Origin of the sequence: Chelativorans sp. ZYF759 (assembly GCF_012911015.1) — a bacterium.
GTDB lineage: Bacteria > Pseudomonadota > Alphaproteobacteria > Rhizobiales > Rhizobiaceae > ZYF759.
In genome coordinates, this window is record NZ_WVVV01000002.1 from 43745 (window position 1) to 67318 (window position 23574).

The window sequence follows — 23574 nt, forward strand, 5'->3', positions numbered from 1 at the left end:
TTGGGCCGTTAGGCCGCGACGACCTTTTGACGCTGTTCCCCGAGTCCTGCAATGCCGAGCCGCATCTCGTCACCGGCTTTGAGGAAACGCTGCGGCTTCATGCCCATGCCGACGCCGGGTGGCGTGCCCGTTGTGATGATGTCGCCCGGCTCGAGTGCCATGAATTGCGAGACATAGGACACGATGTGGGCGACCGGGAAGATCATCGTCCTGGTGTTGCCGGTCTGACAGCGCTCGCCATTCACGTCGAGGAACATGTCGAGGTCCTGCGGATCGGCGATCTCGTCGGCGGTCACCAGCCACGGACCCAACGGGCCGAAAGTCGGCGCGCTCTTGCCTTTGATCCACTGGCCGCCGCGCTCGGCCTGGAAGGCGCGCTCGGAGACGTCGTTGCAGAGCGCATAGCCCAACACCATGGAAAGAGCCTCATCCTCGTCGACCCCGTGGCAATGCTCGCCGATGATGATGGCGAGCTCGACTTCCCAGTCCGTCTTGGCGGATCCGCGCGGGATGATGACGTCGTCATTGGGACCGCTGAGCGAGCTTGGAGCCTTGGAGAAGATGATCGGCTCGGTCGGGATCGGCATGCCGGATTCCTCGGCGTGGTCGGCATAGTTCAGGCCGATCGCGAGGAAATGGCCGGTGCGCGCGATGGGCGGACCGAGGCGCGTCCCTGCCGGCACCTCCGGCAGGGATGACAAGTCGGCGCGCGTCAGCGTACCCAGCATCAAGGCGGAGAGGGTGTCGGGCGTGAAGTCGGAGACCAGCGAGGAGACGTCGCGGATCGTGCCGTCCGTGTCCAGAACCCCCGGCTTCTCGTGTCCCGTTTCGCCAAAACGCAAGAGTTTCAATTTCTTGCTCCTTTTTCCTGATTCCGCATTCTAGCTCAGAAGGCGCTCGGATAGAGGCCGCCATCGAGCACGATGTTCTGACCGGTAATGTAGCCGGCATGGGCCGAGCACAGGAACGCGCAGGTACTGCCGAACTCGTCCGGAGAACCCAGGCGCCGCGCCGGAATCTCGTTGGCGACCTTTTGCGCCTGCTCCTCCTCGCTCAGTCCCGACTTGCCGGCCGCGAAAGTGATGGTGGAGCGAATGCGGTCGGTGTCGAACTTGCCGGGCAGGATCTGATTGATCGTCACGTTCTTGTCGGCGACCGTGCGGGCCACGCCGGCCAGAAAGGCCGTGAGTCCGGCGCGCGCGCCGGAGGAAAGGTCGAGACCGGGGATCGGCTGGTAGACCGAAAGCGAGGTGATGTTGACGATGCGCCCGAAACCGCGCTCGCGCATCGGGTCGATCACCGCCTTTATCAGTTCGATCGGTGTGACCATGTTCTGCGTGACGCCTTCGAGTATCTGCTCGCGCGACAATTCGCGGAAATCGCGCAAGGGCGGTCCGCCATTGTTGTTGACGAGGATGTCGGGGTCGGGGCAGGCGGCCAGAAGCGCGCGCTGGCCGTCGGGCGACGAGACATCGGTGGCGACCGCGGTGACCCCGACCTTGTGAAGATCGCGGATTTCCTCGGCGGTCGCATTGAGAACCTTCTCGTCGCGGCCGTTGATCACCAGCTCGACACCGGCGGCGGCGAGCGCCATGGCGCAGCCTCGGCCAAGTCCCCGGCTGGAAGCGCAGACGATCGCGCGTTTGCCCCGAATTCCCAGATCCATGCGTCATCTCCCTCAAATTTGGCCCGCAACCTAGCCCGCAAACACCAAAACGCAACCGTCATCAAACCGTGACGTGAATCGCGCCATAGCAAACTGTCTCCAGCGCAACCAATCCGGATCCGCCTCATGACAGCCGTTACCCCCCGCCGCTGCCGCAGCATCTTTCTGTCCGACATCCATCTGGGCTCCAGGGCCGCCAAGGCCGAGTTCGTCGTCGATTTCCTGCGCCATCACGAGGCAGAGCACGTCTATCTCGTCGGCGACATTGTCGATGGCTGGCGGCTCAAGCGGTCGTGGCACTGGCCCCAGGCGCACAATGACGTCGTCCAGAAGCTGCTGCGCATGGGGCGCAAGGGGACCAGGATCACCTATGTCGCGGGCAACCACGACGAATTCCTGCGTGATTTCCAGGGCACGCATTTCGGCGGGATCGAGGTGGTGGACAGCGCGATTCACGATGGAGCCGACGGACGGCGCTATCTCGTCATTCACGGCGACCAGTTCGACTGCGTCGTCCACAATGCGCGCTGGATCGCCTATCTGGGCGATCTCGCCTACGACCTGGCGATCGCCATCAACCGCGCGATCGCCAAGGTGCGCAGCCTGTTCGGCTGGCCCTACTGGTCTTTTTCCTCATGGGCCAAGATCAAGGTGAAGAAGGCGGTCGCCTTTATCAGCGCCTTCCAGGAGGTGGTTGTGCACGAGGCCCGCAAGGCGGGCGCCGAAGGCGTTATCTGCGGCCACATTCACCATGCCGTCATCGAGGATATGGCCGGCATCCGCTACATCAATTCCGGCGACTGGGTGGAAAGCTGCACGGCCGTGGTGGAGGATTTCGACGGCACCTTCTCGATTGTCTCGTGGACTCACGTGAAGAAGCCGGCCGAACCGCCGCAGCTCAGGCTGGCCGACCAGCGCGAAGCTGCCTGACCTTCAGCCCCAGAGCTCGGGCTGGGGTGGTGAAACCATCGAACCCTCATAGGCAAGGGCGGGCTCGCGATCCTTCTCCAGCAACAGCGGGCCGTCGAGGTCGACGAATTCCGCATCCTGTGCCAGCCACAGTGCCGGTGCCATGGCAAGCGACGTGCCGACCATGCAGCCGACCATGATCCCGAAGCCCAGCTCTCGTGCGCGTCCATGCAGGCGGATCGCCTCGGTCAGCCCCCCCGTCTTGTCTAGCTTGATATTCACTGCATCGTAGAGGCCCAGAAGCATGTCCAGATCGTCCGTGCCATGCACGCTTTCGTCGGCGCAGACCGGGACGGGATGCGGGATTCCGGCCAGGATCGCGTCTTGGCCGGCCGGCAGAGGCTGCTCGACCAGCGCGATGCGGCAGCGGGCCGAGGTCAACAGGTGGTGGCGGATGTTGTCGGCCGTCCAACCCTCATTGGCATCGAGGATGATGCGGCTGTCCGGTGCGGCGGCGGCCACCGCCTCGATTCGCGACGTGTCGTCCGCCGTGCCGACCTTGACCTTGAGAAGAGGGCGGTGCGCGTTGCGCGCGGCTTGCGCCGCCATCGCCTCGGGCTCGCCCAGCGAGATTGTATAGGCCGTCTCCAGCGCCCTGGCGGGCGGGCCGCCCAGCGCCGACTGGATATCCAGCGTACCGATCTTGGCCTCCAGATCCCAGAGAGCGCAGTCGATCGCGTTGCGGGCCGCGCCGGCGGGCATGGCCGTCAGCAATTCGTCGCGCGAAAGACCGCCGGAAAGCCTATCGCTCATCGATTCGATCTGCTTCATGACGCTCTCGATCGTCTCGCCGTAGCGGCCGTAGGGCACGCACTCGCCCCACCCGGTCTTCCCGTCCTGGGTCAGGCGGCAGGTGACGACCTCGGCATGGGTCTTGGTGCCCCGCGATATGGCGAAGCCGCCTGCTATGGGAAAACGTTCCGTTTCGACAAAAAGGTCACGCCGCATCAACAATCTCCATTCGGCTGCAAAACCATAAAGTGACAGTCGAGCCTTAAGTCACTAATGAGAAACCATGTTGCTGAAGCGGCAGAAGGAAGCAAGCGACCGGGGCGGGCCACCGTCCGGCAGGCAGGCTCCGCGCATCGAGTTGCGCGAAGCCGATGGCACGCGCTTGTGCCGGTTTTTCGGCGACTGGGAGACGAGTTCAGTAGCCGTCGTCGATGGTGAGCTTCGCAAGCTCGAAAAGAATCTCGATGCGCGGCCGTTGACGATCGACCTGTCGCAGGTCGAGCGTTTCGACACGGCTGGGGCGTGGCTGATCGAACGGCTGGCCACCGCGCAGGCTGACAAGGGCGGGGAAACCACGATCGAGGGTGCCCATCCCGGTGCACAGACGCTGATCGAAGCGGTTCACCATGCGGTGGCAAACCGCGCGCTGGTCGCCCCCGAGGCACGGCCGATCCTGCCCCTGCGCATTCTTGAGGCCATCGGCCGCAGCGTCTACAGGATGCGCGACGATTTCTTCCTCGCCATGCACATTCTCGGTGCGACGATCCGCGGGGCGCAGCTCAAGATGGGCCGGGGCCATGCCGTCAATCCGGCCGCCATCTTCCACCAGATCGACCGCATGGGTGTGGGCGCGATCCCCGTCATCGTCCTGATGTCGTTCATCGTCGGAGCGATCGTGGCCCAGCAGGGCGCTTTCCAGCTGCGCTATTTCGGTGCCGAGATCCTGACCGTCGACCTGGTCTCCATCCTCGTCCTGCGTGAACTGGGCGTGCTGATGACCGCCATTATGGTCGCCGGACGGACCGGCAGCGCCATTACCGCCGAGATCGGATCGATGAAGATGCGCGAGGAGGTCGACGCGCTCACCGTCATCGGCCTCAATCCCGTCGGCGTGCTGGTTTTTCCCAGACTGGTCGCTCTCGTCATCGCCCTGCCTTGTTTGACCGTCATTGCCAATTTTGCGGCCATCGGCGGCGCGATGGTCGTTGCATGGAGCTATTCGGGAATTCCTCCGGAAACCTTTCTCGATCGCATGCGCGACGGCATCGGCCTCAACACTATCTTTGCTGGCCTGATCAAGGCGCCGTTCATGGCGCTCATTATCGGCATCATCGCGTCGGTGGAGGGCATGAAAGTCGGGGGCAGCGCCGAATCGCTCGGCCGTCAGGTCACCAGTGCGGTGGTGAAGGCCATCTTCATCGTGGTCATCCTCGACGGTCTGTTTGCCATGTTCTACGCCACGATCGACTTCTAGAGATGGAAATGAACGAGACGACGCGTGAACCAGAACGGCAGGATGCGGATCGAGCGGGCATGACGTCCGCGCGCACCCCGATTCTCTCGGCACGCGGCGTCACGGTCGCCTTCGGCAACAACGTCATTCTCGAGAGGCTGGATCTCGACGTGTATCCCGGCGAGATTCTCGGTTTCGTGGGCGCTTCGGGTGCCGGCAAGTCTGTACTCCTGCGCACGGTGCTGGGTCTGACGCCCAAGCGCGCGGGGCAGATCGAGCTTTTTGGCGTGGATCTCGACAAGGCCGACGAGACGGAACGCATGGAACTCGACATGAGGGTCGGCGTGCTGTTCCAGCACGGCGCCCTGTTCTCCGCCCTTACCGTGAAGGAGAACGTGCAGGTCCCGATGCGTGAATATCTCGATCTGCCGCAAAAGCTGATGGACGAGCTGGCCCTGCTCAAGATCGAACTGGTGGGATTGAAGGCGGAAGCCGCCGACAAGTTTCCCTCCGAATTGTCGGGCGGCATGATCAAGCGCGCGGCGCTCGCGCGCGCGCTGGCACTCGATCCCGACATTGTTTTTCTCGACGAGCCGACTTCCGGCCTCGACCCCATCGGCGCGGCGGATTTCGATGAACTCGTCGCCAAGCTGCGCGACACGCTGGGGCTCACCGTCTACATGGTCACGCACGACCTCGACAGCCTGTTCTCCGTCTGCGACCGCATCGCGGTGCTCGGCGGCAAGAAGGTCCTGGTCCAGGGCACGATTGCCGAGATGATGGAAGTCGATGAGCCCTGGGTAAAATCCTATTTCCGCGGCAAGCGGGCGCGTCAGCTTGATCTGACGACCAGACAGCAGGTTTGAGGCACGGCGCATGGAAACCAGAGCCAATTACGTCATTGTCGGCATATTCACGCTGGTTGCAGTGCTCGCGGCCTTCGGCTTCGTCTACTGGACGGCGTCGGCCGGCGATCGCGGCGACACGGCCGAACTTAGAATCCGGATTCCCGGCTCGGCCTCGGGGCTGAGCCGCGGCAGTGCGGTGCTGTTCAACGGCGTCCGCGTCGGCGACGTGCGCCGCGTCTACATCGACGTCAACGATCCCGACGCGGCCATCGTGGAGGCGCGGATCGACCGGCGCACGCCCATCACCGCCTCGACCCAGGTCGACGTGGGCCTCGCCAACCTGACCGGCCAGGCCAGCATCGAGATGCGGGGCTCGCGTGCCAGCGAGGCCAATCTGCTCGATATCGCGGAGGAACAGGGCCGGACCGCGGAAGTGACAGCCAATCCGTCGGCCGTCGCGGATCTGCTGGAGAGCGCCCAGTCGATCTTCCGCCGTGCCGACGTGATTCTCGACCAGTTCGAGGGTTTTGTCGGCGACGTGCGCAGCCCGCTGACCGAGACGGTGCGCAATGTGGAGGCGTTCTCTCAGGCGCTGGAGAACAATGCGGACGGAATCGACACCTTCCTGTCGAGTGTTTCCGAACTTTCGGGGACCTTCACCAGCGTCGCCGGCCGATTGGAGACGACACTCGCCGCCGGCGAGGAACTGATCCGTGCCGTCGATCCCGATCGCATCAACGCCGTGGTCAGCAATGTCGAGGGCTTCACCCGACAGCTGGACGAGGCCGGCGGCGGTTTGGCCGAGATCATGGCCAATGTCGACGAGGCGGTACAGCAGGTCGTGCGCTTCTCCGACGGCGCCAACCAGACCCTGGCGCGTGTCGACACGATCGTCGAAAGCGTCGATCCCGAACTTGTCGCCAACGTGGTCCGCAACTTCGAGACCGCGAGCGCGACGGTCAACGAGGCAGCCGAAAACGTTGCGCGTCTGGGCGAACTCATCAACGACCGCAGCGAAGACATCGACCAGATCATCGGTGATTCGCGGCAACTGGCCGAGCGGCTCAACCGCACCTCCGAGCGGGTGGAGAGCGTCGTCGCCCGCGTCGATGACATCGTGGGGTCGGATGACGTCGAGGGCATCGTCGCCGACACGCGCGAGACGGTCCAGGCCTACCGCGCGCTGGCCGAACGCCTGATGCGCTCTTCCGACCGCGTCGACGAGGTTCTCGTCAGCCTGGACGAACTATTGGGATCGGGCGAGGCCGAAGGCGTGATGTCTGAGGCCAGCCTGACGCTGCAGTCCTACCGGGAACTCGCCGAGCGCCTCACCGCTTCCACCGGCCGTCTCGATTCGGTGCTGGAGCGCGCCGATGATCTGCTCGGTTCCGATCAGATCGAACAGGTCGTGACCGAAGCGAACCAGGCCATGCAGGCGATCCGCCAGACCGCGGAAAACCTGAATGCGCGCGTGGGACCGATCACTACGGGTCTGGAACGGTTTTCGGGCCAGGGGCTCCGGGAGGCCGAGGCGCTCATTCGCGACAGCCGCCGTTCGATCAACCGGATCGAGGAGGCCATCAGCGCCTTCGAGCGTAACCCGCAGCGTATCATAACCGGTGGAGAGGGCGGGGTTCGCCAGTATGACGGGCGCCAGCGGCGTTGACATCCGGGGCCTCCACATCCATGAAAACCAGTCGATCGCGTGTGTCGAACTCGTATCCGGGCGGAAAGTCTCAGTGAAATTCCAGTCTCTAGCCTTTGTCGGTGTGTTCGCCCTTCTGGCCTTGCCGGGCTGTGCCGCGCTTCCGGGGCTCGGACCTGCGGCACTCGACACCTACGACCTCACGCCGCCGCCGGTGGCGGCTGCCGGTGGCGCGCGATCACGCACGCAATTGCTGATCGCCGAACCATCTGCCTTGCGATCGCTCGATGCCGAGAACATCGTCGTGCGGACCTCGCCCGGTTCGATCGAATTCCTCAGCGGGGCGCAATGGGCCGACCGTCTGCCACGAATCGTGCAGGCACGTCTGGCCGACGCGTTCCAGGCCACCGGCCGCCTCGGTGGCGTGGGCCGCCCGGGCGAAGGACTTGCGATCGACTATCAGCTTGTCTCCGACATCCGCGCCTTCGAGGTGCGGGTTTTCGGCCAGCGCCGCGCCACGGTCGAGATTTCAGTTCGCTTGCTCGACGACCGCAACGGCGTGGTGCGGGCGACCCGGGTGTTCCAGGCGGAGGTGCCGCTGACGGGCACGGGTAACGACGCTTATATTGCCGCCCTCGACCGCGCGCATCAGCAGATGGCCGCTGAACTGGTGCCCTGGGTGCTGGCGGCGATCTGACCGCCGGAGCGGTCATCAGCACGGCATGATTTAACGAAATGGAAGTGCGCGCGGCACCTCAAGCGCCGCGGTCTCAGAAATCGTCTTGTACGATCTTCTTGTCGTAAAGGCGCAGAAGCGGGTCTTCGCGCTTCCGGTTGGAGAAGCTGCGATTGAACGGATCATAGAGCTCGACCACCGGCCGCTCGTCGCTTGCATGCGACTCCGGTCTGTTCGTGTCCTGATCCATACATAATCCCCCTTGAGATGATGCGGCTCAGTAGCAGAGGCGAGGCAGCGATGCATCAACCGATTGGTAAAAAATCGTAACTGACGGTATTGGGCGCGAGAGCCCCGCTTGCAGAGGGCCCTGCGCCAGAGTTACCGATTGACGTGCGCCAGCACGATTGGGTGTTGCGCCCGGTCGCGGGCCGGTATTAGCAAGAAAGCGCAGTTTCGCCGGACAAGTGACTTTGTCCGGTCCCACCCCAGGCAGGATTAGCTTCAGTGGATACGATAAGGCTTATTTCACCCATCGACGGCTCACTCTTCGCCGAGCGTCCCGTGGCCTCCGACAGCGACATCAACGGCGCCTTGGATCGCGCGCGCGCCGCCCAGGCGGAATGGGCGCGTCGTCCTGTGGGCGAGCGCGCGCCTTTCCTGCTGGCATTTCTCGAGGCGCTCGTCTCCATGAATGACGAAATCGTGCCGGAGTTGGCATGGCAGATGGGCCGGCCGGTGCGCTATGGCGGCGAGAAGGGCGGCGTCGAGGAGCGTACCCGCTATATGGTGGACCTGGCCGCCACCGCGCTGGCCGACAGACCGGCGCTTGATCACAAGGACGGTTTCCGGCGCTATCTGCGCCGCGCGCCGCTCGGCATCGTGATGGTGATTGCGCCTTGGAACTACCCCTATCTGACGGCGATCAACACCATCGTGCCCGCGCTGATGGCGGGCAATGCAGTGATCCTCAAGCACGCCGCCCAGACCCTTCTGGTAGGTGAGCGCCTTCAGGCTGCCTTCGATACGGCCGGCCTGCCCAGGGGCCTGTTCCAGAACATCGTCCTCAACCACGCTCAGACGGAGACGCTGCTCGGCTCGGGCAGGATCGACCACATCAACTTCACCGGATCGGTCGCCGGCGGGCGCGCGATCGAGCGGGCGGCCGCTGGAACCTTTGCCACGCTGGGGCTGGAGCTCGGCGGCAAGGACCCGGCTTACGTGCTGCCCGACGCGAAGATGGAGCATGCGGTGGCCAATCTGGTCGACGGGGCCTTCTACAATTCGGGTCAGTGCTGCTGCGGCATCGAGCGCATCTACGTGCACGAAAAGGTCTATGACCAGTTCGTCGAGGGCTTCGTGGCCGAGACGAAGAACTATGTCGTCGGCAATCCGCTGGACGAGGCGACCACCATGGGACCGATGGCGCAGGCCCGTTTTGCCGATGCCGTGCGTGAACAGCGGGCCGAGGCGCTGCGCAAGGGCGCCGTCGCCCATATCGGCATGAAGGTCGAGAACGACCGCGAGGGCTCGCCCTATCTGGCGCCCGAAGTGCTGACCAATGTCGACCACCAGATGAGCGTCATGCGCGAGGAAAGTTTTGGGCCCATCGTCGGCATCATGAAAGTGCGCGACGACGAGGAGGCGATCCAGCTGATGAATGACAGCCAGTACGGCCTGACCGCCTCGGTCTGGACCTCCGACACCGACCGCGCCGCCGGAATCGGCGACCGGATCGAGACCGGGCTCGTCTATATGAACCGCTGCGATTACGTCGATCCAGGCCTCGTCTGGACCGGCGTCAAGGACACCGGCAAGGGTGGCGCGATGGGCACCACCGGCTATGACAATCTGACCCGGCCCAAGGGTTTCCACCTGCGCCAGGTCATCTGACCTTCAACCCCGTCCCGAGTACCCATTCATGACCAAGCTCGTTGCAAACTGGAGTTTTCCGACCGCCATCCGCTTCGGCGCCGGGCGCGTTGCGGAACTGCCCGAAGTCGTCGCCAAGGCTGGCATGTCAAAGCCGCTCTTCGTCACCGATCCGGGACTGGCGAAGCTGCCCGTGACGGCGTCGACGCTGCGGCTGCTTTCGGAGGCAGGCGTTGCGTACGGTGTCTTTTCCGACGTCAAGCCCAACCCCGTGGAATCCAACCTGGAGGCCGGCATCGCCATCTACAGGCAGGGCGGCCATGACGGCGTCATCGCGTTTGGCGGCGGCTCGGCCCTCGATCTCGGCAAGCTCATCGCCTTCCAGGCTGGCCAGACGCGGCCGATCTGGGATTTCGAGGACATAGGCGACTGGTGGACACGCGCCGACGCGGATGCCATCGCCCCCGTGATCGCCGTGCCGACGACTGCCGGAACAGGCTCGGAAGTCGGCCGGGCAGGGGTGCTGACCAACGAAGCGACTCACACCAAGAAGGTGATCTTCCACCCCAAGATGCTGCCGGTCACGGTCATCGCCGATCCGGAACTGACGGTCGGCATGCCGCCCTTCATCACGGCCGGCACCGGCATGGATGCACTGGCCCACTGTCTGGAGGCCTGGTGCGCGCCGGGCTATCATCCGATGGCCGAGGGCATCGCTGCCGAGGGCGTGCGCCTCGTGCTCGAAAACCTGCCGAAGGCCTATGCCGACGGTACCGACATCGAGGCGCGCGCGCACATGATGTCGGCCGCTGCCATGGGGGCGACTTCCTTCCAGCGCGGCCTCGGGGCGATCCATTCGCTGTCGCATCCGATCGGCGCGCTCTACGACACGCATCACGGCATGACCAATGCCGTCTTCATGCCGCACGTGCTGGAATTCAACCGCGCGGCGATCGAGACGCGCATGGAAAGGCTGGCCGCCTATTGCGGCATTTCCGGCGGGTTCGATGGCTTCCTCGCCCGCGTGAACGCGCTCTGCGCGGAACTGAAGGTGCCTGAGAGCCTGCCGGCCTTCATCGACGGGCTCGACATGGACGAGGAGCGCCGCCAGCTGATTGCCGAGATGGCGGTGGTCGATCCGACGGCCGGCGGGAACCCGGTCGAGCTGACCGTCGATGGGGCGCTCGACATTCTCGACCGCGCGATGAAGGGGCGGCGCTGAGCCGCGACTTGTCACCCCGCCCGTGCTAAGGGCCGGTTGTTGCGACCGGCCCGGGATGTTTGCCTCGACATGAACCTTCACCTTCCAGAGATCGACCCGGACCTGCCTGACGGGGAGGGCGCCTGCCACCCTCTCCTGGCCGGGGCGCCGTCCTCCGTGGAGTTCAAGAAGCTGCGCAAGCGGCTGTTGCGCCAGACGCGCGAAACGATCGAGGCCTATGGCATGGTGCGGCCCGGCCAGCGCTGGCTGGTGGCGCTTTCAGGTGGCAAGGATTCCTACGGCCTGCTCGCGGTGCTGCTGGATCTCCAGTGGCGCGGCCTGCTGCCGGTCGACCTGCTTGCCTGCAATCTCGACCAGGGCCAGCCCAACTTTCCCAAGCATATCCTGCCGGACTTCCTCGCGAGCTACGGCATCCCGCATCGGATCGAATACCGCGACACCTATTCGATCGTCACCGAAAAGATCCCGGAAAACCGGACCTACTGCTCGCTCTGCTCCCGCCTGCGCCGCGGGCATCTCTACCGCGTGGCGCGGGAGGAGGGGTGTTCGGCCTTGGTCCTGGGACATCACCGTGAGGATATTCTCGAGACCTTCTTCATGAACCTCTTCCACGGTGGGCGGCTCGCGGCCATGCCGCCGAAGCTTCTCAATGACGATGGCGATGTGGAGCTCCTGCGGCCGCTTGCCTTCTGCGCGGAGGCCGATCTCGCCCGCTTCGCGGCGGCGCTCGACTTTCCCATCATCCCCTGCGACCTGTGCGGCAGCCAGGAAGGCCTGCAACGCAACGCCATGAAGGCGATGCTCGACGACATCGAGAAACGCATGCCGGGCCGCAAGGAGACGATGATCCGCGCGCTTGCCAATGTTCGGCCCTCGCATCTGCTTGATCGTTCGCTGTTCGATTTCCCGGGCCTGGCGGCTGCGACCGGGTTGTTGCCCGGGCGGGACGGCTGAGACCCTCGAACGGGTCCGGCCGCCTGGTTCAGGCGGGACGCTCCTGCCCATGACGATCACGCAGCAGGATCGCCGTGATTGCCGGTAACGCCGCCGCGCCCAGAAACATCGGCGCGGCTCCAAAGGCATCGGATGCCAGCCCGGCCAGAGCGGGTCCCGAGACATTACCCACCGCGGCGGCCAGCAGCGCCGCCGTGAACCCGCGCGACGGAGACGACGGGAACAGGCGCTCCGACCAGAACGCCAGCACGGCGCTCGTCATCATGACATGCATGCCCTGCAAGCCCGCCGAAAGGCTCAGGCCCGGCAGGCTCCCTGGCGAGACGCTCAGCAGAACAAGCGACACAGCACCGGCCAGCATGAGAAGGCGCAGCAGCGTCGGCAGGCCGATCATGTCTCTGATACGTCCGGTCAGAAGCCCGACAAGACCGAAAAGCCCATAGCACATGTAGAGAAGTGCCGGCGTGGCTTCGATGGGCACATTCGGCACGCCCCCCGCCTCGACCACATGGTCGGCGGCAAAGGCGATGTAGATCGCCGAGGTGGTCCCGAACGCAAAGCCGATCGCCAGAAGGGGAACCGCCGAAACATCAATCAGCTGTCTCCACCCGATCTGCGAGACCGGGTGCGGCTCTTGTCCTTCGACGCGGCGCAGGACAGCCCAGTTGCCCAGGAGTGCGATGGCGCCGGCCGCCGCGAAAAGCCCCCAGGAAAGACGCCAGGAAAAGCCGGCGAGGACCATGGCCAGTGCCGCGAGCCCCGCAGCGATAATTCCGACCGCGGTGCCGGTGCTCACCGCCGAGAGCGCCGAGGGGCGCTTCTCATCGCGAACATTGCCGTGGATCGCATCGTTGAAGGGCGTCCAAGCGAGGCCTGCGCTCGATGCCGCCAGGAAGACGCCGAGGGCAAGGGCAGCAAGGTTCGTCGCCAGGGCAACCACCAGCATGCCGGCGGAGGCGGCGGCCAGGCCCGACAGCACGGGCAGGCGGGGGCCCCATCGCGCCAGCAAAGCCTGGGCGATCAGGAGGCCCACCAAAAAGCCGAGAAAGCCGAGACTGGAAACATATCCCACGGCAGCCGTCGACATCCCGAATTCGGATCTGAATTCGGGTACGAAAAGACCAAATCCCATGCGGGCGGGACCAAAGCTGATGGCCGTGGCCGCAAACCCCGCAGCAGACAGACTCCAGAATGGTGTGATGGTGCCGACCTCCGTTCGCCGGCCAAACCAGCCACCGCCGGTTCTGTTCCGCGCCCGCGAAGCAGACGTCTCGTGTCCATGTCACGCGGCTGAGCGCTTTCTGGACATGTCGGCCCGGCACGGTCGAACACCCCGTCGCCAGACGAGGCTGAATTGGCGACCAGCAAGGACTTCCGCGCGTCTGCCCTAGCGCTCCGGAGCGTTGACGGCATGAAACAGCCGTCCCCTCTCGCCGATCAGCACCAGCGCCAACGCGCCGAACCCTGACACGGCAAAGCCGATGGCCAGCGGGACCACAGTGCCGTCGAAGGCCAGGCCGATGAAGGCGCCGATCACACCGCCGCCCAGCGTCTGCAGGAAGCCGAGCACCGAGGAGGCGGTCCCGGCGACGTGGCCGAGCGGCTCCATGGCAAGGGCATTGAAGTTGGGGCCGATCCAGCCGAACATGAACATCGCCCCACCGAAGAGGCCGACAAAGGCCACCAGCGGCATCGGCTCGATCAGGGCCCAGATGATCCACACCGTGGTGGCCGCGATGAATCCGAACAAGGCGAAATGCGACAATCCGCGCATGCCGAAGCGTCCAACCAGGCGGGAATTCATGAACGACGAGATCGCCATCGTGCTGGCCAGCACGGCAAACATCAGCGGGAACCAGACGCCCAGATCATAGACATCGATGAATATCTGTTGGGCGGAATTGATGAAGCCGAAGAGGCCGCCGAAGATCAGCGCCGTCGCCAGCGCGTAGCAGAAGGCGAGCCTGTTGGTCACCACGAGGCGGAAACCCTCGATGATCGTGGTCGGGTTGAAGGCCCGGCGCTTCTCGGGGCTCAGCGTTTCGGGCATGCGCAGGTAGAACCACAGGCCGATGCCTGCTGCCACGACGCCCATGAAGATGAAGATCAGCTGCCAGTCGGCAACAAGAAGCAGCATCTGCCCGGCGCCCGGCGCGATCACGGGCACGATCATGAACACCATCATGACCAGCGACATGACTTCGGCCATTTGCCGCCCGCCGAAGGTGTCGCGCACCATGGACACCGCGATGACTCGCGTCGCCGCCGCACCTACGCCCTGGAGCGCACGCATGAGCAGAAGAATCCAGAAACTGGGCGCAAACGCAGCCAGGATGGCGGCGACAACATAGATGCCGAGGCCGAACAGCAGCGGACCGCGCCGACCGAACCGATCGGTGATCGGCCCGAAGATGAGCTGCGCCACGCCGAAGCCCACCACATAGGCGGTGATGACGAACTGGCGCTGGTTCTCGTCCTCGACGCCGAGTGCGGCGCCGATCTGCTGCATGGCCGGCAGCATGATGTCGATGGCCAGCGCGTTGATCGCCATCAGGGCAGCGGCCAGCGCGATGAACTCGACGCGCAATATGGGCAGCCGATAGGCCGTTTGCTCCGGCCTTTGGGTATCGTTCATGTGGGATTGTTCCCGGCGACGAACGGGCATCGGCCCGCCGCGCTGTGGTTGCTCGGTTATGCCTCCGACACTGCCGGAAACGCAGAGATCAGGCTGCGCCGCGCGCGCTCACGCCCTTCTCGCCGAAGAAGTCCTGCAACTCGCCGGCCTGGAACATCTCACGAATGATGTCGCAACCGCCCACGAATTCGCCCTTCACGTAGAGCTGGGGAATGGTCGGCCAGCTGGAGTAATCCTTGATCCCCTGGCGCAGATCGTCGGACGTCAGGACGTTGACGCCCTTGTAGTCCACGCCGAGATAGTCGAGGATCTGGACGACCTGGCCCGAGAAACCGCATTGCGGAAAGCCGGGCGTGCCCTTCATGAACAGGACAACGTCGTTGTTCTTGACTTCCGAAGCGATGAATTCGTTGATGGCAGTCATTTCTCTGTCCTTTCGTTTCCGGATTCAAGGTCCGGACCCGGGTTCGTTACACAATCTAGGAAGACGGGAGGGATTGCGCAACTTCCAACGCGGGGCATTGCCTCAGCTCTCGGGCACGCTTGTTTGCAGCGCCAGTGCGTGGAGCGTCCCACCCATGTTCCCCTTCAGCGCCTCGTAGACCATCTGGTGCTGCTGGACCCGCGACTTGCCGCGAAAGCTCTCCGCCACCACTTCGGCGGCATAGTGATCGCCGTCCCCCGCCAGATCGCGGATGGTCACCTGTGCATCCGGTATCGATTCCTTGATCATGCGCTCGATGTCGCGCGCGTCCATTGCCATGTCAGGCTCCTGCTTCAGCCATCCATGAATTGCGGGAACCACGATTCGTGGGCGGCTATGAGATCAGCGACCGGTATGGCATCTGCTCCGAACAGATTCAATCGGTCGCCGCCGGTCTCGCCGATCCAGGGTGCGTGGAATCCGAGTTCGCGGGCCTCCTCGCCGATGTCGCGCAGAAGGTTTTCGTCGAACGTGGAAATGGTGACGAGATAGCGGGCCTGGTCCTCGCCGAAATAGATCGGCAGGGGGTCCGTAAGCCAGGGGAGGTTGATCTTGCAGCCGATGCCGGACGCGATGGCCATTTCGGCCAGACCGACCGCCAGCCCGCCATCCGATAGGTCGTGGACAGCCGTGACGGCGCCGTGCTGGATCAGCGCGCGCACAAAGTCGCCAACGATACGTTCCTTCTTGAGGTCGACGGGCGGCGGCGGGCCGATGTCGAGGCCGTGCACCTCCCTCAGATAGGCGGAACGTCCGAGATGCGTGCCCCAGCCCTCAGGCGCGCCGATCAGCAGGATACGCTCGCCTTCCGCGGCAAAGCCGCCGCGCACCATCTTCGAGCGGTCCTCGAGCAGCCCCACGCCGGCGATGGCCGGCGTCGGTGGGATCGCCCGGCCGTTGGTCTCGTTGTAGAGCGACACATTGCCCGAGACGATCGGGAAGTCGAGTTCGCGGCAGGCTTCCCCGATGCCCTGAATCGCGCGCACCAGCTGGCCCATGATCTCGGGCCTTTCGGGATTGCCGAAATTGAGGTTGTCGGTCGCGGCAAGCGGCAGCGCGCCGACGGCGGTCAGGTTGCGCCAGCATTCGGCGACCGCCTGCTTGCCGCCCTCGAAGGGATCGGACTCGCAATAGCGGGGCGTCACGTCGCAGGAAAAGGCCAGCGCCTTGGTCGGGTGTCCGTCCACGCGAACCACTCCCGCATCGCCGCCTGGCCGCTGCAGCGAGTTGCCCTGGATCAGCGTGTCGTACTGCTCCCACACCCAGCGCCGCGAGGATAGGTTGGGGCTTGCCAGCAGTTTCAGCAGCGCCTCGTGGACCGGGGTCCGGGGCACGTCCTCGTAGGCCAGGGCCGCGGTGGCCTCGCCGGCTTCCCAGGGGCGGTCATATTCCGGCGCCTCGTCGCCCAGCTCCTTGATCGGCAGATTGGCGACTTCCGCGCCGAGATGCAGGATCCTGAAGCGCAGATCGTCGGTCGTCTTGCCGACGATGGCGAAATCCAGCCCCCATTTGGTGAAGATCGCTTCGGCTTCGGCTTCCTTCTCGGGGCGCAGCACCATGAGCATGCGCTCCTGGCTTTCAGACAGCATCATCTCGTAGGCGCTCATCGCCTCCTCGCGCACCGGGACGCGGTCGAGATCGAGCTCGATGCCAAGATCGCCCTTGGCGCCCATCTCGACGGCCGAGCAGGTCAGTCCCGCCGCACCCATGTCCTGGATGGCGATGACGGCGCCGGTCGCCATGAGTTCCAGGCAGGCCTCCAGCAGGCATTTCTCGGTGAAGGGATCGCCCACCTGGACGGTCGGCCGCTTCTCTTCGATCTGGTCGTCGAATTCGGCCGAGGCCATGGTTGCGCCGCCGACGCCGTCGCGGCCGGTCTTGGCGCCGAGATAGACGACGGGCAGGCCGACGCCCTCGGCCTTCGAGTAGAAGATCTTGTTGGTTTCCGCGAGACCGGCGGCAAACGCGTTGACCAGGCAGTTGCCGTTGTAGCGCGCGTCGAACTCGACCTCGCCGCCGACCGTCGGCACACCGAACGAATTGCCATAGCCGCCCACGCCGGCCACCACGCCGGAAACGAGGTGCTTCGTCTTGGGGTGATCCGGCTCGCCGAAACGCAGCGCGTTCATCGCCGCTATGGGCCGTGCGCCCATGGTGAAGACGTCGCGCAATATGCCGCCAACGCCGGTCGCGGCTCCCTGGTAGGGCTCGATATAGGAGGGGTGGTTGTGGCTCTCCATCTTGAAGACCACGGCCAGACCGTCGCCGATGTCGACGACACCGGCATTCTCGCCCGGCCCCTGGATGACGCGAGGGCCTGTGGTGGGCAGCGTGCGCAACCACTTCTTGGAGGATTTGTAGGAACAGTGCTCGTTCCACATCGCCGAGAAAATGCCGAGTTCGGTAAAACTCGGCTCGCGCCCGATCAGATCCAGGATGCGCTGATATTCGTCCGGTTTCAGCCCGTGGGCGGCGACCAGTTCATCGGTGATCGGAATGTTGGGAATGCTCATGGCCACCGTTCACTGCGTGAGGTCGTCGGGTTCTTGCCCGGAATAGGCCGGCGGGGCAAGCGGAAGAAATGCCGCAATCCTGCCTCAGGCCGCCTGTCCACAACCGGTGGCGCCCGTACGCCACCGCGCGATGTCCGCCTGGACACGGCTGCCCACGGGCTGGTCGAGCATCGGACCGAAGGCGGTGATGTTGCCCTGCGCGCCTTCCGCCTGGACGACGAGGAGGGGACGGCCACCGTAATCCGAGCGCGGCACGATCAGGAAGCGCGGCCGGCCCGAATGGGAATCGAGTTCGTTGGCGAAACTGTAGCCCTGGAACGCCGGGTCACCACTTGCGAACCAGCAGCGATGCGCCGCGATGGCAACAGGCTCCATGTTGCGCAGGGCCGCGCTCTTGCCCGACGCGGCGGTGGCAACGGCGGCTGGCGGCGCGGACTGGCAGCCTTGCGCCAGGAGAGCGAGCAGCGCCAGAAAACCTGCTGCGGCGCGCCTCAAGCGGCGATCTCCAGCACGCTTTCAAAAAGCGCCCGCCCGTCGCTGCCGCCATGCGCATCCTCGATGAGGTTTTCGGGATGCGGCATGATACCGAGCACGTTGCCCGCCTCGTTCACGATGCCGGCAATGTCGTTGATCGAGCCGTTGGGATTCGTGCCCTCCGCATAGCGGAAGACGACCTGCCGGTTGTCTTCAAGCCGCGCGAGCACCTCCGGATCGGCGAAATAGTTGCCGTCGTGATGGGCGACCGGGCAGCGGATGATCTGCCCCTCTGTGTACCGGTTCGTGAAGACCGTCTGGGCGTTCGCCACTTCGAGCTTCACTTCCCGGCAGACGAACTTGAGCGAGGCGTTGCGCATCAGCGCGCCGGGCAGCAGCCCGGCCTCGAGAAGAATCTGGAAGCCGTTGCAAACACCCAGCACGCGCACGCCGCGTGCCGCATGATACGCTACGGCACGCATCACCGGCATGCGTGCCGCGATGGCGCCACAGCGCAGGTAGTCGCCATAGGAAAAGCCGCCGGGCACGACGATCAGGTCGACCGGCGGGATCTCGGTATCGGTCTGCCAGACGGTGAGCGGCGGCTGGCCCGAGACCTTCTCGATCGCCGCGATCATGTCACGGTCGCGGTTGAGGCCGGGCAGGAGAACGACGGCTGTTTTCATGATCTCGGATCGAATGGAGGTTGAATTTCGGAGAACTCGCGTATTTCGAGACGACGTTCGATGCGGTCTAGACGGTCGTCGTGCCGAGCAAGGATTCCGTAGATGTTATGAATATCGGATTGTATCCCGATCATATGGCCGCGAACCACGTTCAGCTCTCTTTTGAGTTCCGAGACATCCTGACGAAGTTCGGAAACCTGCTGATGCACGCGTTGCAGGAGCTCATACATCAATTGGTTCGTCACTTCGGCCATCGGCACCTCCGGCACGGCCTCACATCATCTCGACAGAATAGTCCTCGATCACCGTATTCGCCAGAAGCTTCTCGCACATGGCCTCGATGTCGGCCTTGGCTTTCGCCTTGTCGGCGTCGTCCAGCTCGATGTCGAACACCTTGCCCTGGCGAACCGATCCGACGCCGGAAAAGCCGAGCGAACCCAGCGCTCCCTCGATCGCCTTGCCTTGCGGGTCGAGGACGCCGTTCTTCAGCGTGACGGTGACGCGTGCCTTGATCAAGGAACTGCTCCGGTTTTCCTGGATGTTCAGTGCGGCTTGCCGCCGCCATTGGGGGGCGTGGACGAAACGAGCACCGGCCCGCCCGAACGCGGCGGTTCGTTCTCGTTCATGATGCCCAGCCGGCGCGCGACCTCCTGGTAGGCTTCCACCATCCCGCCCAGGTCGCGGCGAAAGCGGTCCTTGTCGAGCTTGTCCTGGGTGTTGACGTCCCACAGGCGGCAGGAATCGGGGGAAATCTCGTCGGCGACGACGATGCGCGCCATGTCGTTCTCCCACAGGCGGCCACACTCGATCTTGAAGTCGACGAGCTGGATTCCGACGCCGAGGAAGAGGCCGGAGAGGAAGTCGTTGACGCGGATGGCGAGCGCCATGATGTCGTCGATTTCCTGCGGGCTCGCCCAGCCAAAGGCGGTGATGTGCTCTTCCGACACCATCGGGTCGTCGAGCGCGTCGGCCTTGTAGTAGAATTCGATGATCGAGCGGGGCAGCACCGTGCCTTCCTCGATGCCGAGCCGCTTGGAAAGCGAGCCGGCAGCCACGTTGCGTACCACCACCTCGAGCGGGATGATCTCGACTTCCTTGATCAGCTGCTCGCGCATGTTCAGGCGTCGGATAAAGTGAGTCGGGATGCCCATCCGGTTGAGATGGGTGAAGAGATGCTCGCTGATGCGGTTGTTGAGCACGCCCTTGCCGTCGACGATCTCGTGCTTCTTCTTGTTGAAGGCGGTGGCGTCGTCCTTGAAGAACTGGATCAGAGTGCCGGGCTCGGGTCCTTCGTAAAGGATCTTTGCCTTGCCTTCGTAGATGCGGCGGCGACGGGTCATGATGATCTCTGTGTTGGCCGCTGACACCGGTCTGCCCGCGGCGCGTAGGGCTCGGCCGCGTCCGGCCGGCGATGATTGTTCACGCGCTGGTCTCTAGCGCAACTGAGCCCGCTTCTCAATCGGCAATCTCTGGGGCGCACAGTCTTGAGCATTGACCGATGGCCATGCTTTTGGATTGTCGTCGGTCGTCCCATATGGGAAGAACCGATGACGATTCTCCGGAGGTAACTGGGCATGGCCAATATGAAGGACCGCGAAGAGGCTTTTGAGCGCAAGTTCGCGCATGACGAGGAGCTGAAGTTCAAGGCTGTCGCCAAGCGCAACAGGATGCTGGGCATGTGGGCAGCCGAAAAGCTCGGCAAGACCGACGACGAGGCAAAGGCCTACGCGCTGGAAGTCATCGAGGCGGATTTCGAGGAAGCGGGCCACGAGGACGTTTTCCGCAAGATCAGGTCGGATTTCGACAATGCCGGCGTTGACCAGTCCGACCATCAGATCCGCCGCACCATGGACGAATTCCTGCAGCAGGCCATCGAGGAAATCCGGACCGCCTGACGGTTCCGGGCCATCGAGGCTGACATTCATGGGGGGAACAGGATGACACGGCAGACCATCGCGTCCCGGCTGAATGCGGGCGACACCCTGTTCACCTCCTGGTCGTCCTTGCCCGATCCGCTTGTCTCCGAGGCGCTCGCCAGCTTTGACTTCGACGCTGTAACGCTCGACATGCAGCATGGCGGGCATCACGAGGACAGCGTCCTGCGCGGTGTCGGGCCGATCGTGGCGGCGGGGAAGGGGGCTATCGTCCGCATACCCGTCGGTCGCTTCGATTTCGCCAGCCGGGCGCTCGATTTCGGCGCCGATGCCGTCATCGCCCCGATGATCAATTCGGTCGAGGATGCGCGCCTTTTCGCCGCTTCCGTCAAATACCCACCGGTGGGACAGCGCTCCTGGGGACCGGCTTTCGCCATGCCCAGGCGCGGCCAGGCATCGTCAGCCGCCTGGCTCGCGGGAGCCAATCGCGACACGCTCTCCTTTGCAATGATCGAGACGCGCGCTGCGCTCGACGCGCTCGACGACATCATCGCGGTGGACGGTATCGACGGCGTCCTCGTCGGCCCGTCCGATTTCTCGATCGCCTGGACCGGGGGACGCGAGATGAACCCTGCGCTCGACGAGATGATGGAAGCGATCGCATCGATCGCCGGCCGTGCGCGTGCCGCCGGCAAGCATGCCGCAATCTATGTCGTCGATCCTGGCCTGACCGGAAGATATGTGGAAATGGGCTTCCGGCTGTTCGCACTGGGCAGCGACATGAAATATCTCGCGCTGGGCGCGGAAAGCCAGCTCGCCGCCGCGCGCAAATCCATCAGCTGACCGCCAAATCCATTCGGCGCTTATGCCGCACCAGCTTCCGCAGCCGGCAAAAATTGACTTTTACGTAAGTGCCATGGCATCCTGCCGCTTGAAAAGTGCAGGCAGGATAAGCAATGCGGGACTTCTACACGATTACGGAGCTGACCCGCGAGTTCGGCATCTCGACCCGCACCATCCGGTTCTACGAGGATGAGGGACTGGTCCAGCCTGTCCGGCGTGGGCGCACGCGGCTGTTCAAGCCCGCCGATCGACACCTGATCAAGCAGGTCATCCGCGGTCGCCGGCTCGGCTTTTCGATCGCCGAAATCCGCCAGATCATCCAGATGTACAAGGAGCCGCCCGGCGAGGTCGGCCAGTTGCAGATGATGATCGATCGTATCCAGGAAAAGCGCGAACAGTTGCGCCAGAAGCGCCGGGATCTCGAAGAGACCCTGGCCGAACTGGATCAGGCGGAGGAATCCTGCGTGGAGCGTCTGGCCGAGCTCGGCGTCAGCACCTGAGGCGACCCCTTCAGATCCAGCGGCGCACCCGCTTGGCATAGTCGCGATAGCGACGGCCGAAGCGCAGATCGAGATGCTGTTCCTCCGGCCGGATGGCCAGGTAGGTCGTTATGATCGCGGCGGCAAATCCCATGACGATGAACCAGGGGCTGCGCGTGATCAGCGCAATGGCGACCATGATCATCGTTTCGCCGAGATAGATGGGATTGCGCGAAATGCCGAAGGGCCCGCTCGTGACCAGTTGCGAGGCGGCCTGGGTGGGGTTGACGGTCGTGCCGCCGCGCCGCAGGGCGCGGATGGCCAGGAGGATCAGGGCCAGGCCGCCCGCCAATGTCAGCCAGCCTACGGCAAACAGGAACTCCGCAAGCGTGCCGCCCAGCCACGGCAGGGGCACTGTCACCGTCAGGATGATCGCGAGCGCGACGCAGCAAATATAGACGACAGGTGGCCAGGGAAAGACGCTGGGCCGGCTGTGAAGATCGCTCATGGCTGGTTCTCCGATCCTGTTGGCATTTCCGATTCGACCGAGCATTCGAAAGCCAGGCGTTCGATCGTCTGGGTGACGGCGTTGTCGCGATCCGCCTCCCACATGGCCTCGCTCAGGCCTTCGCGTTCGACCGCTTCGAGCATGCAGCCGCAATAGGCCCGGCAGAAAGCCTCGTCGCGCACGGCGACGCACTCGGCCTGGCAGGCCCGCGAAAAGTCTTCGGGCGTCGTGCGAGGCTGCGGCGGCACGATGAGCGCAAACAGCCAGATGGTGCCGATCAGCACCGGCTGGTGCAGCAGGTAGACCGCCAGGCTGTGTCGTCCGGCGAAGCTTGGAACCCTGGACCAGGGGCCGGGGTGCCAGCCGGCGAGCCGGTCGAAGAGACCGGCGCCCCAGCCGAGCTTCGCGGCGGCGATTCCGAGCAGGACAGCCCCGAACCAGGGAAAGAGCGGCACGTAGTCATTGGCCCGGGGATTGATGGTGGAAAGGCCGACCCACCACAGCGCGGGATGGTCGAAAAAGCCGTGCCGCAGATAGGCGGGGGCGGCAATCACCAGTACCGCGACCACGAAGGTCAGCAGCGCGGGCGCCCGCAGGAACAGGAGCCCAAGCACGCTTGCCACGGCGATCTGGTGCAGGATGCCGAAGAAGATGAAGCCTTGCGGCGTGGCGATATAGGTCGCCGCCGTGATGGCGAGCGCGGCGGCTCCCACCATGGCAAGACGCTTGAGAAACGAACGGATGCGCACGCCGTCCTTGTGGGCAAGGAAGAGACTGACGCCCACCAGGAACAGGAAGCTCGACGCGATGCCTCTTGCGAACAGCAGCCATCCCGTCTCCCGCGTCATGCCGGGTGGGGCGTAGCCGAAAAACTCCAGGTCCCAGGCGAAATGAAAGACGATCATCGCCGCCAGCGCCGCGCCGCGGGCGAGATCGATTGCCTCGATGCGGGATTTGTTCTTCGTGGCGCTGGGCATTAAGTCTTCCCTGAATGATCGGTGCGGCCTGGTCGGAGCGGCCGCAGCGTTAGCACAGATTGCG

The 23574-nt window shown here is 64.3% G+C and carries 27 protein-coding genes; 11 read left to right on the forward strand and 16 right to left on the reverse strand.

The genetic code is table 11. The features are described 5' to 3' along the window. Positions 1 to 8 precede the first annotated feature (8 nt). Positions 9 to 851, reverse strand: a complete 843-nt coding sequence (locus GRZ55_RS04065) for a fumarylacetoacetate hydrolase family protein (RefSeq protein WP_169285630.1) — start codon at positions 849 to 851, stop codon at positions 9 to 11. A 35-nt stretch (positions 852 to 886) separates the two neighbouring features. Then, a complete protein-coding gene (locus GRZ55_RS04070) occupies positions 887 to 1666 on the reverse strand; it encodes an SDR family oxidoreductase (protein WP_169285631.1) in 780 nt (259 codons plus the stop codon). 126 nt (positions 1667 to 1792) lie between these two features. Between GRZ55_RS04070 and GRZ55_RS04075 the strand changes: the two genes are divergently transcribed. After that, on the forward strand, positions 1793 to 2596 hold the full coding sequence (locus GRZ55_RS04075) for a UDP-2,3-diacylglucosamine diphosphatase (protein WP_210257222.1): 804 nt from the start codon (positions 1793 to 1795) through the stop codon (positions 2594 to 2596). Positions 2597 to 2599: 3 nt separating this feature from the next. Here the strand turns inward: GRZ55_RS04075 and dgcA are convergent, their stop codons facing one another. After that, entirely contained in the window at positions 2600 to 3583 is a 984-nt protein-coding gene (dgcA, locus tag GRZ55_RS04080) for an N-acetyl-D-Glu racemase DgcA (RefSeq protein WP_169285632.1), read from the reverse strand. Between the two features lie 67 nt (positions 3584 to 3650). Between dgcA and GRZ55_RS04085 the strand changes: the two genes are divergently transcribed. Genes GRZ55_RS04085 through GRZ55_RS04100 form a run of 4 tightly spaced genes read left to right on the forward strand, consistent with a single transcriptional unit; the run spans position 3651 to position 8010 of the window. Continuing rightward, on the forward strand, positions 3651 to 4841 hold the full coding sequence (locus GRZ55_RS04085) for an ABC transporter permease (RefSeq protein ID WP_169285633.1): 1191 nt from the start codon (positions 3651 to 3653) through the stop codon (positions 4839 to 4841). A gap of 59 nt (positions 4842 to 4900) precedes the next feature. After that, the gene (locus GRZ55_RS04090; protein ID WP_246734538.1) at positions 4901 to 5686 is read left to right on the forward strand and encodes an ABC transporter ATP-binding protein; all 786 of its coding nucleotides are present in this window, start codon (positions 4901 to 4903) and stop codon (positions 5684 to 5686) included. Positions 5687 to 5696: 10 nt separating this feature from the next. Further along, positions 5697 to 7334 (forward strand): MlaD family protein, encoded by a 1638-nt coding sequence (locus GRZ55_RS04095; RefSeq protein WP_169285635.1) that lies wholly within the window; start codon positions 5697 to 5699, stop codon positions 7332 to 7334. Further along, positions 7312 to 8010 (forward strand): ABC-type transport auxiliary lipoprotein family protein, encoded by a 699-nt coding sequence (locus tag GRZ55_RS04100; protein WP_169285636.1) that lies wholly within the window; start codon positions 7312 to 7314, stop codon positions 8008 to 8010. Before GRZ55_RS04095 ends, GRZ55_RS04100 begins: the two co-directional genes overlap by 23 nt. Positions 8011 to 8083: 73 nt before the next feature. On the opposite strand, the gene GRZ55_RS04105 is transcribed toward GRZ55_RS04100, so the two are convergent. Beyond that, the gene (locus tag GRZ55_RS04105; protein WP_169285637.1) at positions 8084 to 8239 is read right to left on the reverse strand and encodes a hypothetical protein; all 156 of its coding nucleotides are present in this window, start codon (positions 8237 to 8239) and stop codon (positions 8084 to 8086) included. 257 nt (positions 8240 to 8496) lie between these two features. On the opposite strand from GRZ55_RS04105, the gene GRZ55_RS04110 reads away from it, so the two are divergent. From GRZ55_RS04110 to ttcA, 3 genes are all read left to right on the forward strand, one after another. Next, positions 8497 to 9882, forward strand: a complete 1386-nt coding sequence (locus GRZ55_RS04110) for an aldehyde dehydrogenase family protein (RefSeq protein WP_169285638.1) — start codon at positions 8497 to 8499, stop codon at positions 9880 to 9882. A 28-nt stretch (positions 9883 to 9910) separates the two neighbouring features. Continuing rightward, positions 9911 to 11083 carry an iron-containing alcohol dehydrogenase gene (locus GRZ55_RS04115; protein ID WP_169285639.1) on the forward strand — a complete coding sequence of 391 codons (1173 nt, stop codon included), beginning with the start codon at positions 9911 to 9913 and terminating at the stop codon, positions 11081 to 11083. 69 nt (positions 11084 to 11152) lie between these two features. Next, entirely contained in the window at positions 11153 to 12037 is an 885-nt protein-coding gene (gene ttcA, locus GRZ55_RS04120) for a tRNA 2-thiocytidine(32) synthetase TtcA (protein ID WP_169285640.1), read from the forward strand. A gap of 28 nt (positions 12038 to 12065) precedes the next feature. On the opposite strand, the gene GRZ55_RS04125 is transcribed toward ttcA, so the two are convergent. The 10 genes from GRZ55_RS04125 to purC form a co-directional block, all read right to left on the reverse strand. Continuing rightward, entirely contained in the window at positions 12066 to 13238 is a 1173-nt protein-coding gene (locus tag GRZ55_RS04125) for an MFS transporter (RefSeq protein WP_169286001.1), read from the reverse strand. A gap of 186 nt (positions 13239 to 13424) precedes the next feature. Further along, positions 13425 to 14672, reverse strand: a complete 1248-nt coding sequence (locus GRZ55_RS04130) for a multidrug effflux MFS transporter (protein WP_169285641.1) — start codon at positions 14670 to 14672, stop codon at positions 13425 to 13427. An 88-nt stretch (positions 14673 to 14760) separates the two neighbouring features. Beyond that, the gene (gene grxD, locus GRZ55_RS04135; protein ID WP_169285642.1) at positions 14761 to 15096 is read right to left on the reverse strand and encodes a Grx4 family monothiol glutaredoxin; all 336 of its coding nucleotides are present in this window, start codon (positions 15094 to 15096) and stop codon (positions 14761 to 14763) included. A gap of 102 nt (positions 15097 to 15198) precedes the next feature. Beyond that, the gene (locus tag GRZ55_RS04140) at positions 15199 to 15435 is read right to left on the reverse strand and encodes a BolA family protein (protein ID WP_169285643.1); all 237 of its coding nucleotides are present in this window, start codon (positions 15433 to 15435) and stop codon (positions 15199 to 15201) included. Between the two features lie 14 nt (positions 15436 to 15449). Continuing rightward, on the reverse strand, positions 15450 to 17669 hold the full coding sequence (gene purL, locus GRZ55_RS04145; RefSeq protein ID WP_169285644.1) for a phosphoribosylformylglycinamidine synthase subunit PurL: 2220 nt from the start codon (positions 17667 to 17669) through the stop codon (positions 15450 to 15452). An 84-nt stretch (positions 17670 to 17753) separates the two neighbouring features. Beyond that, positions 17754 to 18122, reverse strand: a complete 369-nt coding sequence (locus tag GRZ55_RS04150) for a hypothetical protein (RefSeq protein WP_246734540.1) — start codon at positions 18120 to 18122, stop codon at positions 17754 to 17756. A gap of 38 nt (positions 18123 to 18160) precedes the next feature. Further along, complete coding sequence (purQ, locus tag GRZ55_RS04155) at positions 18161 to 18829, reverse strand: phosphoribosylformylglycinamidine synthase subunit PurQ (RefSeq protein WP_169285646.1); 669 nt, start codon at positions 18827 to 18829, stop codon at positions 18161 to 18163. Next, positions 18826 to 19083 (reverse strand): hypothetical protein, encoded by a 258-nt coding sequence (locus GRZ55_RS04160; protein WP_169285647.1) that lies wholly within the window; start codon positions 19081 to 19083, stop codon positions 18826 to 18828. Before GRZ55_RS04160 ends, purQ begins: the two co-directional genes overlap by 4 nt. Positions 19084 to 19102: 19 nt before the next feature. Then, complete coding sequence (gene purS, locus GRZ55_RS04165) at positions 19103 to 19345, reverse strand: phosphoribosylformylglycinamidine synthase subunit PurS (RefSeq protein WP_169285648.1); 243 nt, start codon at positions 19343 to 19345, stop codon at positions 19103 to 19105. Positions 19346 to 19371: 26 nt separating this feature from the next. Beyond that, positions 19372 to 20169: a phosphoribosylaminoimidazolesuccinocarboxamide synthase gene (gene purC / locus GRZ55_RS04170; RefSeq protein WP_169285649.1), complete on the reverse strand. Its 798-nt coding sequence runs from the start codon at positions 20167 to 20169 to the stop codon at positions 19372 to 19374. A 234-nt stretch (positions 20170 to 20403) separates the two neighbouring features. Here purC and GRZ55_RS04175 point away from each other — a divergent pair, with 234 nt between their 5' ends. From GRZ55_RS04175 to GRZ55_RS04185, 3 genes are all read left to right on the forward strand, one after another. Next, positions 20404 to 20724: a DUF1476 domain-containing protein gene (locus GRZ55_RS04175; protein ID WP_169285650.1), complete on the forward strand. Its 321-nt coding sequence runs from the start codon at positions 20404 to 20406 to the stop codon at positions 20722 to 20724. Between the two features lie 42 nt (positions 20725 to 20766). Then, positions 20767 to 21546 carry an HpcH/HpaI aldolase/citrate lyase family protein gene (locus GRZ55_RS04180; RefSeq protein WP_169285651.1) on the forward strand — a complete coding sequence of 260 codons (780 nt, stop codon included), beginning with the start codon at positions 20767 to 20769 and terminating at the stop codon, positions 21544 to 21546. Between the two features lie 113 nt (positions 21547 to 21659). After that, on the forward strand, positions 21660 to 22046 hold the full coding sequence (locus GRZ55_RS04185) for a MerR family DNA-binding transcriptional regulator (protein ID WP_169285652.1): 387 nt from the start codon (positions 21660 to 21662) through the stop codon (positions 22044 to 22046). A gap of 10 nt (positions 22047 to 22056) precedes the next feature. Here GRZ55_RS04185 and GRZ55_RS04190 read toward each other — a convergent pair whose 3' ends face one another. Both GRZ55_RS04190 and GRZ55_RS04195 read right to left on the reverse strand, forming a co-directional pair. Next, the gene (locus GRZ55_RS04190) at positions 22057 to 22533 is read right to left on the reverse strand and encodes an isoprenylcysteine carboxylmethyltransferase family protein (RefSeq protein WP_169285653.1); all 477 of its coding nucleotides are present in this window, start codon (positions 22531 to 22533) and stop codon (positions 22057 to 22059) included. After that, positions 22530 to 23510 carry a DUF1624 domain-containing protein gene (locus GRZ55_RS04195; RefSeq protein WP_169285654.1) on the reverse strand — a complete coding sequence of 327 codons (981 nt, stop codon included), beginning with the start codon at positions 23508 to 23510 and terminating at the stop codon, positions 22530 to 22532. Before GRZ55_RS04195 ends, GRZ55_RS04190 begins: the two co-directional genes overlap by 4 nt. Positions 23511 to 23574: the final 64 nt, after the last annotated feature.

Bases quoted from the DNA above. Each gene is read 5' to 3' on its own strand.
- purQ (WP_169285646.1), bottom strand. From the start codon at position 18,829: ATGAAAACAGCCGTCGTTCTCCTGCCCGGCCTCAACCGCGACCGTGAC.
- GRZ55_RS04100 (WP_169285636.1), top strand. From the start codon at position 7,312: ATGACGGGCGCCAGCGGCGTTGACATCCGGGGCCTCCACATCCATGAA.
- GRZ55_RS04175 (WP_169285650.1), top strand. From the start codon at position 20,404: ATGGCCAATATGAAGGACCGCGAAGAGGCTTTTGAGCGCAAGTTCGCG.
- GRZ55_RS04075 (WP_210257222.1), top strand. From the start codon at position 1,793: ATGACAGCCGTTACCCCCCGCCGCTGCCGCAGCATCTTTCTGTCCGAC.
- purC (WP_169285649.1), bottom strand. From the start codon at position 20,169: ATGACCCGTCGCCGCCGCATCTACGAAGGCAAGGCAAAGATCCTTTAC.
- GRZ55_RS04190 (WP_169285653.1), bottom strand. From the start codon at position 22,533: ATGAGCGATCTTCACAGCCGGCCCAGCGTCTTTCCCTGGCCACCTGTC.
- GRZ55_RS04180 (WP_169285651.1), top strand. From the start codon at position 20,767: ATGACACGGCAGACCATCGCGTCCCGGCTGAATGCGGGCGACACCCTG.
- dgcA (WP_169285632.1), bottom strand. From the start codon at position 3,583: ATGCGGCGTGACCTTTTTGTCGAAACGGAACGTTTTCCCATAGCAGGC.
- grxD (WP_169285642.1), bottom strand. From the start codon at position 15,096: ATGACTGCCATCAACGAATTCATCGCTTCGGAAGTCAAGAACAACGAC.
- GRZ55_RS04090 (WP_246734538.1), top strand. From the start codon at position 4,901: ATGACGTCCGCGCGCACCCCGATTCTCTCGGCACGCGGCGTCACGGTC.
- GRZ55_RS04115 (WP_169285639.1), top strand. From the start codon at position 9,911: ATGACCAAGCTCGTTGCAAACTGGAGTTTTCCGACCGCCATCCGCTTC.
- purL (WP_169285644.1), bottom strand. From the start codon at position 17,669: ATGAGCATTCCCAACATTCCGATCACCGATGAACTGGTCGCCGCCCAC.
- GRZ55_RS04085 (WP_169285633.1), top strand. From the start codon at position 3,651: ATGTTGCTGAAGCGGCAGAAGGAAGCAAGCGACCGGGGCGGGCCACCG.
- GRZ55_RS04160 (WP_169285647.1), bottom strand. From the start codon at position 19,083: ATGGCCGAAGTGACGAACCAATTGATGTATGAGCTCCTGCAACGCGTG.
- GRZ55_RS04130 (WP_169285641.1), bottom strand. From the start codon at position 14,672: ATGAACGATACCCAAAGGCCGGAGCAAACGGCCTATCGGCTGCCCATA.
- GRZ55_RS04095 (WP_169285635.1), top strand. From the start codon at position 5,697: ATGGAAACCAGAGCCAATTACGTCATTGTCGGCATATTCACGCTGGTT.
- GRZ55_RS04105 (WP_169285637.1), bottom strand. From the start codon at position 8,239: ATGGATCAGGACACGAACAGACCGGAGTCGCATGCAAGCGACGAGCGG.
- GRZ55_RS04140 (WP_169285643.1), bottom strand. From the start codon at position 15,435: ATGGCAATGGACGCGCGCGACATCGAGCGCATGATCAAGGAATCGATA.
- GRZ55_RS04195 (WP_169285654.1), bottom strand. From the start codon at position 23,510: ATGCCCAGCGCCACGAAGAACAAATCCCGCATCGAGGCAATCGATCTC.
- GRZ55_RS04070 (WP_169285631.1), bottom strand. From the start codon at position 1,666: ATGGATCTGGGAATTCGGGGCAAACGCGCGATCGTCTGCGCTTCCAGC.
- GRZ55_RS04185 (WP_169285652.1), top strand. From the start codon at position 21,660: ATGCGGGACTTCTACACGATTACGGAGCTGACCCGCGAGTTCGGCATC.
- ttcA (WP_169285640.1), top strand. From the start codon at position 11,153: ATGAACCTTCACCTTCCAGAGATCGACCCGGACCTGCCTGACGGGGAG.